The organism is Serratia sp. 25CWL12 (genome assembly GCF_055790885.1).
Window position 1 is genome coordinate 158,246 of record NZ_CM147698.1, and the last position, 12,342, is coordinate 170,587.

Consider the following 12,342-nt stretch of genomic DNA (forward strand, 5'->3'; position numbering starts at 1 on the left):
GCTGATGTTTACCCTAGCAGTTTTTTGCTGATTTCCAACAAAGTTTTAACATCCTGAGGGCGGGTATTGCCAGTGGTGGAATCAATGATTGAACTGTAGATGTGCGGGATCACCTGCTTGACACCCGCTTGCAGCGCAATCTCAAGGATGGGCTCAAAGTTTTCCAGGTCAATACCACCAGTGGGTTCCAGCATAAAGTCATGTTCGGCACAAGCTTTTGCCACGTACTGGTATTCGTCCTGGTGTTTCAAACCGCCCATAGGGAAATATTTAATCGAGCTACCTCCCATATCTTTCAGTAACGCAATGGCAGTTTCCACGGGTACGATGCCATCCGCCGCCAGTGCACTTAATGGCCCGGTTGAAATCTTGACCCAACCCACGCGACCAGTGGGTGAAACCAGGCCGTTAACCACCGTGTCACTTTGCCCAAGCAGAGCGCGGCTGGTACCCACACCGGTAAACACCTGGTTGACATGCTGTGGTTGAACCTGTTGAGCGATCAGGCTGACCATCGCTGACTGTTTCGGGTCACCAGCACCTAATCCGATAGAGAGCGCATTGTCAATCAGGCGGGCATAACGGCTCATATCCGCCACGGCGCTGTCCACATCCGGATAGTTTTTGGAAAGTACGCCCACCAGCACATGCCCTTGCGCGGCGTCATAGATTTCCTGCGCATTATCTTTTGACCCTGCTAACACGTTAAGACAAACACGATCTTTATAATAATTCGGTTTCAGTTTCATGCTGATTGCTCCGTAAACAGATTTTTAATGCAGGTAAAAACGGTCATCAATTGCTGTTGGTTAACGCTGCGGACATCCACTTCAATTTTGCCTTCGTTGGCCTTGTAGCCACGGAAATAGATAGCAATATCGCCGGTTTTCAATGCCTGGACGATATCCACGGTGGACATCCCCAGTACCGCTTCATCAAAGGTAATTTCAACTCGGGCGATATCGCGCCCGGCACTGTCCCAGACAGTTTTGGCACTAATGCCATTCAGGGTATTCAACTGGGTAATAAACGGTGTCATCAACTCAACCATTTGCGCGCCAGTGGTTTGTTCAAGCGTCAGATAGCTTTCAATCGCCTGTGTCAGGCCAATAATGCCCTCTTTGCCTACCTTCATGGCACGACCAATACCGTTGGACTGCTGTTTCACCCATTCCACATATTGCTTCTTGCCGATCACCAGACCGCTGGTGGGGCCTTCGATAGCTTTGGCACCACTGTAAATCACCAGGTCTGCGCCCATCTGGTAGTAACACATCAGATCTTCTTCTGCAGCAGCATCGACTATCAGCGGTAGATTATGGTTTCGTGCTACCACGGCGGCCTGCTCAACGGAGAGAATACTTTTTTGCACGCAGTGATGGGATTTCACATACAAAATGGCGGCGGTTTGCGCGGTGATGCAGGCTTCGAGCTGCTCTGGGGAACATTCGTTGGCATAGCCCGCTTCCACCACTTTGCCACCACCGAGTGCCACCATGGTATCTACCGGGGCGCCGAAGTTGACATTATGACCCCGAGGCAACACGATCTCGCGCGGCTCATTGACCGGTGCCGAATGCAGATTGACTAACAGATTGGCGTTATTTTTGACGATCACTGCCGCTACCGATTGGGCGATACCCGCAGACGCACAAGAAACAATCACCGCATCTTCCACATTCAGCAGGTTGGCAATATAGGCCCCAGTCTTATTGACCAGATCTTTGATTTCAAAGTAATGATTCAGGCCGTAGTTTACGGCGTCAATCACCTCCTGGCGTGGTGTAGAAACACCGAGAATGGTCATACGACCCGAAGTATTGATCACCTGCTTTAAATTATATTTTTTATAGATTGAAGACATGAGCCGCTTTTCCTTCATCGGTTAATAGGACTTCACCAGCCACAATGGCGGCCAGTGGTACCAACAGTTGTTCACCATGGACTGACTCCCCTTCAGAGTCAGCGAACACCTGTGGTGCTGTGTGGATGTCAAAAATGGTCAGGTCGGCATCAAAACCCGGGTGCAGTTGCCCTTTGCTCGTCAACTGTAGTGCTGCGGCGGCATTTTCTGTCACGCAGCGAATCACCTGTTGCAGAGAAAGCCCGATGGTAAAGAATTTTGACATCACGGTTGCCAGGCTATGCACTGGGCCAGCCATGCGGTTACGGCAGTAAATATCGGAACTGATAGTGTGCGGAAGGATCCCCAGTGCGATGGCCTGCCGGGCAACCTCAAAACTGAAACTGGCGCTACCGTGACCTACATCCAGCAAGACGCCACGTTTTAATGCACGCTCGATGGAGGCGCGTAACTTGCCTGCGGGAGTCAGAATACGGTTTGGTTTGCCGTTGTAGCAGTGAGTAATGATGTCACCTTGGGTCAGCAAATCGGCAATTTCATCCAGATCGGGCGGATTGTTGCCAATATGCACCATCAGTGGCAATGAGTGATTCTCCTGCTGGATCTCTTTTGCCATCACCAGCGGTTTGATACCGTTCTGACCCACGACGCTGTTACTCATGCGCGCTTTGATGCCAATAACGAAACCGCTCTTGTCATTGATGGCCTTGTTGACCTGTTCCTTATTGATATCGGTTATATCGGCCAGTTCATTTTGTCTTAACAGGCCGATACGGGAGATATTGAGGAAGGCAAAAACGTTGGTTTTAGCACTGCGTGTCAGGGCATAAAACTCATCAATGTCATCAGTTCCTGTACTACCGGCATCGACTACCGAAGTGACACCGGCTGCCACGCCAACGCGATCCGGCTCATCATGATAAATCGGTGAGGAGGGATAACAGTGTACGTGGCTATCGATCCAGCCAGCGCTCAGGCGATGAATGCCCGCCAGATCCAGTAACTTGTGAGCGTGAGCGTCTTCAGGCAGTTGCCCTATAGTGGCGATTTTACCCCCCACAATAGCTACATCGGCCAAGGTGTCATCCACCAGTCTGGCGCGCCGAATGATGAGGTCATACATACGAGGTACTCCTTTCCCCCTGGGCGGTGAGCCAGGGGGAAATTAAGATTAAGAAATAGCTACCGGGAAAATCGCCCCTAATATCATGGCACCCAAGATGGCTCCACCGGTGATAGGTTTACCCCAGATGTAAAACAGCAGTGCGCCGAGCAAAGAACCGACACCAATGGGGATTGACGCGGCCATGGCAGACAAGATGATCAACGGCCCAAGGAAACGCCCGGAGGAGTTACCCGCACCCATCATCACGTCGGCGCCGTAGGTTGAGTTACTCTGGTTGATGGTGAACTTACGGGCGAGAATAATCAGATAACCGATCGCCAGGCCAATCACTAAGCCCGTTACCAGCGATGCAGCAAAGTTGGCAACCGGAAAAACAATGCCTGCACCTAATAACAGTGCAGGGACACCAAGACCCACCCCGGTCTGGATCGCACCACCGATATCCAGAATACCCACCAGTGAACCTTCGATGATGCGGGCAAACAGGAAGCTGGCACCGAACGCCGCCACTGCACCGTAAACTCCGGTATCCATCCCAGCGCGCAGCATGGAAACAAAAGCTACTTCGTTAAACGCGCCAATACCGTACAGGTAATACATATGTGTACCGGCGAACACGCCAGATGAGAGTAGGCCAACAAAAATCGGAAATGACCAGTCGGCATACCAGAAGCCTTTTTGAGTCTGTGCTTCCATGAGTTAGCTCCTTATTTACCGCTCAGGGTATTGTGAATGGCGTCCAGCCAGCCAGGGATGCCCAGACTGAAGGATTGCAGCAGTTTGATATCAAAGCCACGGAAGAAACCGCTCAGCACGAACAGCAGGACAATCACCGCCATCATGATTTTGGTCACTTTATTCCAGCCGCTTTCTTCCACACCTTTACCGATCAGGATCCCTAACACCAGGCCGGGAACGGCATTACCCATGATTAACTGTGCCAAACCACCGAAAATAGTGCCCCAGAAACCCGAGCGTTTACCGGCTTCGATGGCCGCCAGCCAGAAGATCACCGGCATTACGGTATTGACCAGCAGGTTAGCCGCAGGCACCAAAACTTTGATTGCGGTGACCTGCAAAGCGGCAGGGACTGCCGAAGCCGTGGTGTTGAGGAACGCCACCACCAAAATGCCAATAATGCCGCAGGCAATGGCCATTTTTTTCGGGTCGTGCAGTGTTTCTGCCACATTACGGTTCTTGATCATCAAGGCCGCGGCACCCCAGTTGGGAATAATGCGGTGGTCAACATCCTGCGTGAAGGCACCCGCCGCCACAGACGATGCCCAGGCGTTGAAGAAGAAACCAAGACCAAAAGAGAAGTGAGATGCAGGGTCTCCTTCGCAGGAGTTCAGCTCACCCAAGGTGCGGAAAGCACCCATACCCTGTGTCGTCGGAGCATGGAACATACGTGCGGCACCGGCTCCTACGCCGACACCTACCAGCCCGCCGATAATAATCGACTTAAATAAGATGATTAGAAACATCATAATACCCTTTTTATGTTATACACTTTATTCTTCAAGCTGCCTGGGCGTCGGCTGCGGTTACTCGCTTCATCCATGAGACTCACCCCTTACAGGGCTGCCGCCAGCGGCGTTCAAATCTGCTTCGCGCAGATTGGTTGTTCACCCTAGTCACATAGTTATCTATGCTCCTAGGGATTAATGAACCTTATCCATGAGGTTCACCCTGAGGACCAGCGTAAGCGCTGTTCAAATGGGTTCCTGACCGATTTTTTGCTCAGTTGCCGCCTACAAGCAACTCGAATTATTTTGTGTATATATCCCCTGGAACTTATAAGTGGTGTCAATGGCTCATAACTTAAAAAATTAGGGGAGTAACGTTTTTATTTTGTGACAAAGACCACCTGTTCCGTATTGATGATGGTGACAGTCACGGTTATTTCCAAAGAAACGCTATAGCTTTTCCTTTCACGCGGTAGAAAGAAGAAAAGAAATTTTTCTTTGGTTATTTTTTCTTCCGCTTTTAATATGCTGACGTCCTGCGGCTCAATGCGCAGCAGAATATTATTGGTGGATTTTAAAATCGCACCCTGCACATTCGCTAACGCAGAGGCAAAGGCTTTTGCTTTAGTATCGCCTTTTCCCTCTACCTTTACTGACGTTGTGTAGAGCTCTTTCATCATGCATTGCCATATTTTTTGATATAGGCTTCTACCAGGCGCTGGCCTAACTCCTCTTTATCCATAAAGCCAAAGCCTAATACGTTATATCCCTCATTAATTGCCGTGACACCTTCTTCAACAGAGCGCATACCATATTTCGCTTTATAGCCATATTTATTCTGGGCAGTAATGGCTCCGGCTCCGCCACTACCACAGAAAGAAATACCCAACTGGGCGTTTTCTGCTTTCATCACATCACCCAGTTTCATATCTGCCGCCATGCCAGGGATTACGATGGCTTTGGCCCCCGCATTTTCGATGCCCAGGCCTACTTTTTGCCCTTTACCCAGACGGTCGCCGATAACTACTGTGATTTGTGTCATGGTGTATTCTCCTGATTAAACGATATTTATTGGTTATTATCTTTAGCTACTTCAAAATGGACAGAAAGTAGATACGCTTCCTCTATCGGTAAGGTGGGGAATTTGTCCACCACCTGTTCTGCTAGTTGCATTGATTCAGCAGATATTTCATCAAACAGTGATTTATCAACTTCAGGTAATGGTTCACCGGTTATTGAGCGCAATACCATCGCACGGATATGTGACTCCAGCATTTGCTGTTGTACTGCATTGGTGTAAATATTATTTGCATTCAGCATGGTGCTGATATCAGCCAATACCTGCGTGGTTATTGCTGAGGCCTTGCTAATATCAACCTGTGCTATTTTATTTACCGAAGCTATCCCTTCATTCACTTTTCAGTCACCTCTGGATATTGATCTGGACAGATGCTTTTTTTGATGCCTTTACCCTAACCGCAGGAGAATTTATTGTGTAGTCCGTTTTTTTCCAGTTCGAACTGGAAATTAAGTGGCAGCCGGGGATCGGTTTCTCAAAACCAGGGGGAGAGGATTATTTTGTGTGGTATTTCAGTGCCATGGCAGGGCGTTAGCCGCTGCGGAAATTATCGCCTAGGCTTCGTGATCGAGATCTCTTTCTTTTCTTGCCATTAAGGCCTACTATCATCAAGATAAGTCAGCATTTCCAACACCCCCGCGCCTAAAAGTGCGGGGGTGTTGCTTTGTGTTGTTTTTCCGAATTTATGAGCGCGAGAAGGGCGCCTTTTGATTGGACTGGAGAGTGGAATGAGCAAACCAACCATTACCATTAATGAGCTGGATGCGGAACGTCTGGATACACTGCTGGCACAGCCAGCTTTTGCTAACACTGATGTTGCAGTTGCACTGAATGCTGAACTGGATCGTGCTGATATTGTGCCGCCATCGCAAATTCCGCCCTATGTCGTCACCATGAACAGTTGTGTGCGTTTTCGGGATTTACATACCTCGGAGGAACATGTGCGCACGCTGGTCTATCCGGCTTCCCTCAAAGACAGCAACCAACAACTGTCGGTAATGGCCCCGTTGGGCGCGGCGCTGTTAGGCATGCATGTTGGCAAACAGATCAGTTGGACATTGCCAAACGGTGAGGAAGCGCAGATTGAGGTGTTGGAGCTGCTGTATCAACCGGAAGCAGCGGGCGAATATCACCGCTAAGGTGTCAATAGCTTCGCAGTTAATCGCTTTTCCTGGCTTCTAAAGCGCAAGGGCAGACTTTTCAGTCTGCCCTTCATAAGATCTCTACGCTTCATTCTTCAAGTTGCTTGCTGACAAGCAACTTGAATTGTTTTACTCGAATCGTTTTGAGCGTAGCTCATCACCGCCTATCGATTAGCGGAATTTCTTGTGGTTGACATCGCGGGTCTGTTTAAACTCTTGCGCTACTTTGCGTGCTTCTTCCAATTTGCCTTCATTCGCCAGCGCCATGGCTTGTTCAATCTGTGATGTCAGGGTTGACATCCCTTCGCGGAATTGTTGCATTTCAGGGCTGTTCTTATCTTTGCCTGCCAGTTTTGCTGGGGTACCTTGCTGAGAATCTATGGCAGCCTGATGCATTTTTTGCAGGCTCATCTTGAAGGTATCGATAGAGTCAGTTTTTAATACGATTTTGTAATTGGCCGCGAGCGCTCCCATACTTGTTTCCAAGTCGGCAGAAATCGCCCAAGAACTGGCAGCCAGTAGCGTCAGTGCCGTCATTACTTTAAATGTCTTTTTCATATTCACCTTCCGTTGTTGTGGTATTTGAACCCAGTTTAACTACCAATTGTAGTCTGCAGGTTTGCTTTTCTCACTTTTTGTTTACTTCACGTAGGTAAAAGCGGTGGTGACATGCTTTACCCCACTAACCTGGCTGGCAATTTTCGCCGCAGATTGTCCCTCTTTCTGTGTCACCAGCCCTAACAGAAAAACTTCGCCATTTTCGGTGGTCACTTTCACATTGGAGGATTTGACCGAATCACTGGTTAACAGCTCTGAGCGAACTTTGGTGGAAATCCAGGCATCTGAAGACGCGGTACCCAAACCGACCGGCGTCCCTTGGCGGATTTCATTATAGATGGCAGTGGCACCTTCAACGCCAAGGGCGATTTGCTTGGCACGGGTGGCGAGTTCGGTATTAGGGGCCTGACCTGTCAACAAAACCTTGCCTTGGTAGGCCGTAGCGACGACGCGGGCTTCTTTTTTCAGTTGTTGATCTTTGCGCACGGCATTCTCGATCCGGGCTGCCAATGTGGTGTCGTCTACCTGTGTTCCTACGCTACGTGGGTCGGTCGCCGTTTTGGTTGCAACAGCGGCACCACCGGCAACGACGCCAGCGATACAACCTTGTAACAACAAAGTGCTTAACAGCACCACAAATGTGGCTTTTAGCTTCATTTCTGCTCCTTAATCATCCTGGTGGGGGAACAATGTATTATCGATCAGGTCACATAGGCAGTTTACGGTAAGCATATGCATCTCTTGAATACGCGCGCTACGGTGAGAGGGAATACGTATTTCCACATCCTGCTGACCCAGTAAACCCGCCAACTCACCCCCATCGTAACCGGTAAGCGCAATAATGGTCATATCCCGCGTTACTGCAGCTTCAACCGCCTTCACAATATCACGGCTATTGCCCCGGGTAGAAATGGCCAGCAAGACGTCACCGGTGTTGCCCAGAGCGCGTACCTGTTTGGCATAGACCTCATCATGCAGGCGGTCATTAGTAATTGCTGTTAGCACTACGCTGTCGGCATTTAATGCAATGGCAGGCAAGCTGGGACGCTCACTTTCAAAACGGTTAATCATACTGGCAGCAAAATGTTGAGCATTGGCCGCCGAGGCACCATTGCCACAACACAGAATCTTGTTACCATCAAGCAGTGATTGCACCATGGTCATTGCTGCACAGGATATGGCATCAGGCAAGGCTTCTGCCGCTGCAATCTGGGTTTGGATACTTTCGGTAAAACAAGCTTTGATTCTATCTAACACGTTGTATTAATCCATATAAGTGCCTGGTTTATCAGGCTATTATACCCAGGTTCATTCAACTTGCTGGTCGCTGGTTACCGCTCGAATGACGACGAGTATTTATGAGTCATGTGAGCCAGAATGGTTGGCATCAGTCATACCATGATTAATCTGCGTTGAAGGCATTAGGTATCCACTCTAATTGGTTATCAGTAATGGCTAAAACATCAAAACGGCAAGGTGATGTGTCAAAACTGGCACCTCGTTTGGCCAGCCAAACAGCCGCAGCATGCAGCAAACGTTGTTGTTTACGGTAAGTTACGCTACTGGCCGCATCGCCAAAAGCCGCATTGCGCCGGTAGCGTACTTCAACAAACACCCAAGTTTGACCATCACGCATAATCAGGTCGAGTTCACCACCTCTTATCACGACATTGGCCGCCGTGAAGGTCAATCCCGCGCGTTCAAGATAATGGCGGGCTTGTAGTTCATAGCCCGCCCCCTTGGCGCGTTGACTCAGGAGACCGGTACGACCGAGCCTTGACGGTATTGCAGCCAAGTCAGTTTCCTGTTTATCACACAATTTTGTGAGGATGATAGCACACCGGTGGCCCCGGCCACCTGGAATCCAGGCAATTGGCGCATTTCAGCAAAGTGGTTGGCCAATGCCCAAGCATCCATCCCCATGGCATAGAGGCGCACCAGAGAATAGTCGTTGCGGAGTTGTCGGCTGACTTGCTGTTGCAACTGTGGATTGACACCGGCCAATAAAGGAATATCGCTGAACTGCACTCCTTCCATTTCCAGCCGGAAATCCGGGCCAGCACCTGCTTGATAACTACGCGAGCTGGCAAATATAGCCGGTTTGCTGCGAGAGTTGGTGGTCATATCGATCAACGGCTTAATCAGGGCTAGTTGATTTTGCCCTGCAACAATATAAACCGCATCAATCCCTCCACCGATGGTTGTTGAGGTCTCGCTGGGTTGAGCAGGGATAGTCAGACCTGCAATGGTAACAGACTGTTCTGCTGGTGCTGATACGGTGACGGGGGTACCACTCATGCGGATACCACCCCCATTGACCATCTGGCGCAATTCACCAGCCGAACCGATCTCTTGCCGCAGTACGGTTTGCCCCCCCAGTTTCTGCCACTCCTCGGCGAAGGCTTTGGCAATACGGACACCAAATGCGCCACGAGGGAGCAACAACAAGGGTTGGCGCTTCTGTTGTTCCCAAATATGGTGTGCAGCATCACGGGCTTCGTCTTCAGGAGACAAGGCAAAGTAACAGATATTGGGATTATCTTTGGGTTGCTCTGGTTGATTGAGAGCCAGTACGTTGAGCGGGGTCGGTGTGCCAGTAAGTTGTTCTACATCGGTTTTCAGCAATGGACCGACCACCAGAGTTGCCCCTTCCTGCTGCGCCTTAGCCAGTAAAGCGGGTAAAGGCTGGCTGGTAGTATCGTAAACTTTTACCTGACTACTGATAGTCATTGGGGTGGGAACCGCTGTGGCGGTTTCCACCGCAGTCACCGGGGCTGTATTTTCCGCCTCTGTTGCAGGCGAAACAGCACTTTCGGTGTTGCTACCGATAGCCGCCTGATCAGGATTATTGGTTGGTGCTTGAGTCTGGACCTGCATGGCGAGTGTTACGCCACTTTGGGCTGCGACAAAGCCTTGCTGGATAGCATCAGCAAACACTTTAGCTTGGCCGTTCAAGGGCAACAGCAAGGCGATATGTGAAGCGGAAGCTTGAGTAAAACTCTGCACATGGCTTAACTGGGTTGGCAGGCTTGTTGCGGCCGGGTTTTGTGGATAACGATTTTGCCAGTCTTTGATCCCGGCTTTCAGTAGTTCAGGATCCTGTCGGTTATCCTGATAGATATGCAGCAGATCCAACCAGCCTTGCAGCACGTTTTCATCGGCATTAATCACCAGACTGTTGAGCTCTGTTGGTTTCAGCGCCACTAATGTCTGCCAGGTTTTATCCAGGTTATCCTGATATGCCGGACCCTTCAGTAAGGGTTGCAGAGCAATATAGGTGCGGATTAACGCTAATGAGGCTTGCCCCTGGTGAGCGGTGATCTGAGCCTGATAGAGGCGCACCAACTGATTAGATGACAGCATACTGCTATCAACATGACTCAGAGTCTCTCGGGCAGAGGCATAATCTTTGCCGGCGACTTGTAATTCGGCGTTCAGTAATAGTCGTTCTCGTTGCTGTAGACTTGTCATGTCGTGCGGCAAGGTATTCAGTTGCTGGGTGGCTTGTGGCAGATTGCCTTCGCGAATTAACGCGCGAATAGCAAGTAATTGCCAGTCAGCCTTGTTATCATCAGTGCTTTGTTGCAACTGTTGCAGGTAATAATAGGCACTGGCTCTCGCTTCGCCCTGAATATTGGCAGGCGGAGTTTGCGGTGCTCGGCTAGGACAACCAGCTAATAGGAGGGCTACCAGCATCGCAGGTATTACACGCCCTACTTTGGAACGAACGAACGTTGAGGAAAGCATACTGTATCCAGTGATGTTCTTTTCAAGATGCTCAATATTAAATCGGCAATCCGGATGAGACAATGAATCAACACCAACAATCAGTTATTTCTGCATCAACGCTGTATGTGGTACCTACCCCTATCGGTAACCTGGGTGATATCACTTATCGAGCCCTGGAGGTACTGAAAAGCGTTGATTTGATTGCGGCAGAAGATACGCGTCATACCGGATTGCTGTTGCAACACTTTGCTATTAGCGCGCGGTTGTTTGCGCTACATGACCATAACGAACAACAGAAAGCGGATCAACTGCTGGTCAAATTGCAGGAAGGGCAGAGCATAGCATTAGTTTGCGATGCTGGCACACCACTGATTAATGACCCCGGCTATCACCTGGTGCGTCGCTGCCGTGAAGCGGGGGTGCGTGTGGTTCCCTTGCCGGGTCCTTGTGCAGCGATTACTGCACTTTGCGCAGCCGGTGTCGCCTCTGATCGTTTTTGTTATGAAGGTTTCCTGCCAGCTAAAACCAAAGGTCGCAAGGATACTTTGCTGGCATTGGCGACCGAACCACGGACACTGATTTTCTATGAATCGACCCACCGTTTATTGGACAGTTTGCAAGATATGGTCACTGTGTGGGGGCCGCAACGCTATGTGGTGTTGGCTCGCGAACTGACTAAAACCTGGGAATCCATTTACGGCGCCCCGGTGGGAGCGTTATTGGCATGGGTCCAGGAAGATGAAATGCGTCACCGTGGGGAAATGGTGCTGATTGTCGAGGGGCACAAAGTGCAAGAGGAGAGCTTACCCCCTGAAGCGCTGCGGACCTTGGCCTTGTTGCAACAGGAGTTACCCTTGAAGAAGGCAGCAGCATTAGCGGCAGAGATCCATGGGGTGAAAAAAAATGCGTTGTATAAGCATGGGTTGGAACATCAGGAAAAGTAAAACATTTGACCTGCTGTAACCGCCACGCTACTATCCGCGCCGGAGTTGACTAGACAATCGCCGCTTTATTGCCGTCCCCTTCGGGGAGACGAGTAAAGGGGAGGAAAGTCCGGGCTCCATAGGGCAGGGTGCCAGGTAACGCCTGGGGGGCGCAAGCCTACGACCAGTGCAACAGAGAGCAAACCGCCGATGGCCCGCGCAAGCGGGATCAGGTAAGGGTGAAAGGGTGCGGTAAGAGCGCACCGCGCGGCTGGCAACAGTTCGTGGCACGGTAAACTCCACCCGGAGCAAGGCCAAATAGGGGTTCGCATGGTACGGCCCGTACTGAACCCGGGTAGGCTGCTTGAGCCAGTGAGCGATTGCTGGCCTAGATGAATGATTGTCCACGACAGAACCCGGCTTATCGGTCAACTTTCGTTATACAGATAACCCCGT

The 12,342-nt window shown here is 50.3% G+C and carries 15 protein-coding genes and 1 other RNA gene; 3 read left to right on the top strand and 13 right to left on the bottom strand.

Annotated elements, in window-relative coordinates; genetic code table 11:
* Positions 1-8: 8 nt before the first annotated feature.
* From dagF to ACX9GV_RS00730, 8 genes are all read right to left on the bottom strand, one after another.
* Complete coding sequence (gene dagF / locus ACX9GV_RS00695) at positions 9-749, bottom strand: 2-dehydro-3-deoxy-phosphogluconate aldolase (protein ID WP_473196696.1); 741 nt, start codon at positions 747-749, stop codon at positions 9-11.
* Positions 746-1,864, bottom strand: coding sequence for a DgaE family pyridoxal phosphate-dependent ammonia lyase (locus tag ACX9GV_RS00700; protein WP_473196697.1), 1,119 nt, complete (start codon positions 1,862-1,864; stop codon positions 746-748). The genes dagF and ACX9GV_RS00700 overlap by 4 nt, the downstream gene beginning before the upstream one ends.
* Positions 1,848-2,987, bottom strand: a complete 1,140-nt coding sequence (locus tag ACX9GV_RS00705) for an amidohydrolase/deacetylase family metallohydrolase (protein ID WP_473196698.1) — start codon at positions 2,985-2,987, stop codon at positions 1,848-1,850. Before ACX9GV_RS00705 ends, ACX9GV_RS00700 begins: the two co-directional genes overlap by 17 nt.
* Positions 2,988-3,035: 48 nt before the next feature.
* Entirely contained in the window at positions 3,036-3,686 is a 651-nt protein-coding gene (locus ACX9GV_RS00710) for a DUF4310 family protein (RefSeq protein ID WP_023489801.1), read from the bottom strand.
* Between the two features lie 11 nt (positions 3,687-3,697).
* The gene (locus ACX9GV_RS00715) at positions 3,698-4,474 is read right to left on the bottom strand and encodes a DUF4311 domain-containing protein (protein WP_037384152.1); all 777 of its coding nucleotides are present in this window, start codon (positions 4,472-4,474) and stop codon (positions 3,698-3,700) included.
* A gap of 362 nt (positions 4,475-4,836) precedes the next feature.
* Entirely contained in the window at positions 4,837-5,133 is a 297-nt protein-coding gene (locus ACX9GV_RS00720) for a DUF4312 family protein (protein ID WP_473197940.1), read from the bottom strand.
* Complete coding sequence (locus ACX9GV_RS00725; protein ID WP_037384149.1) at positions 5,133-5,498, bottom strand: glycine-rich SFCGS family protein; 366 nt, start codon at positions 5,496-5,498, stop codon at positions 5,133-5,135. The genes ACX9GV_RS00720 and ACX9GV_RS00725 overlap by 1 nt, the downstream gene beginning before the upstream one ends.
* Positions 5,499-5,524: 26 nt before the next feature.
* The gene (locus ACX9GV_RS00730; RefSeq protein ID WP_473197941.1) at positions 5,525-5,860 is read right to left on the bottom strand and encodes a glycine dehydrogenase; all 336 of its coding nucleotides are present in this window, start codon (positions 5,858-5,860) and stop codon (positions 5,525-5,527) included.
* Between the two features lie 402 nt (positions 5,861-6,262).
* On the opposite strand from ACX9GV_RS00730, the gene rnk reads away from it, so the two are divergent.
* Positions 6,263-6,673: a nucleoside diphosphate kinase regulator gene (gene rnk / locus ACX9GV_RS00735; RefSeq protein WP_023489321.1), complete on the top strand. Its 411-nt coding sequence runs from the start codon at positions 6,263-6,265 to the stop codon at positions 6,671-6,673.
* Positions 6,674-6,847: 174 nt separating this feature from the next.
* Here rnk and cybC read toward each other — a convergent pair whose 3' ends face one another.
* From cybC to ACX9GV_RS00760, 5 genes are all read right to left on the bottom strand, one after another.
* The gene (gene cybC, locus ACX9GV_RS00740; protein WP_473196699.1) at positions 6,848-7,234 is read right to left on the bottom strand and encodes a cytochrome b562; all 387 of its coding nucleotides are present in this window, start codon (positions 7,232-7,234) and stop codon (positions 6,848-6,850) included.
* A gap of 81 nt (positions 7,235-7,315) precedes the next feature.
* Positions 7,316-7,891, bottom strand: a complete 576-nt coding sequence (dolP, locus tag ACX9GV_RS00745) for a division/outer membrane stress-associated lipid-binding lipoprotein (RefSeq protein WP_023489319.1) — start codon at positions 7,889-7,891, stop codon at positions 7,316-7,318.
* A gap of 9 nt (positions 7,892-7,900) precedes the next feature.
* Complete coding sequence (gene diaA / locus ACX9GV_RS00750) at positions 7,901-8,491, bottom strand: DnaA initiator-associating protein DiaA (RefSeq protein ID WP_473196700.1); 591 nt, start codon at positions 8,489-8,491, stop codon at positions 7,901-7,903.
* Positions 8,492-8,636: 145 nt separating this feature from the next.
* Positions 8,637-8,990: a YraN family protein gene (locus tag ACX9GV_RS00755; protein ID WP_473197942.1), complete on the bottom strand. Its 354-nt coding sequence runs from the start codon at positions 8,988-8,990 to the stop codon at positions 8,637-8,639.
* Entirely contained in the window at positions 8,987-10,981 is a 1,995-nt protein-coding gene (locus tag ACX9GV_RS00760) for a penicillin-binding protein activator (protein ID WP_473196701.1), read from the bottom strand. Before ACX9GV_RS00760 ends, ACX9GV_RS00755 begins: the two co-directional genes overlap by 4 nt.
* 62 nt (positions 10,982-11,043) lie before the next feature.
* Here ACX9GV_RS00760 and rsmI point away from each other — a divergent pair, with 62 nt between their 5' ends.
* Together rsmI and rnpB are read left to right on the top strand one after the other, a co-directional pair.
* The gene (gene rsmI / locus ACX9GV_RS00765; RefSeq protein ID WP_023489306.1) at positions 11,044-11,907 is read left to right on the top strand and encodes a 16S rRNA (cytidine(1402)-2'-O)-methyltransferase; all 864 of its coding nucleotides are present in this window, start codon (positions 11,044-11,046) and stop codon (positions 11,905-11,907) included.
* A 41-nt stretch (positions 11,908-11,948) separates the two neighbouring features.
* Positions 11,949-12,326: RNase P RNA component class A (gene rnpB / locus ACX9GV_RS00770), an RNA gene on the top strand.
* The last annotated feature ends 16 nt before the right edge of the window (positions 12,327-12,342 follow it).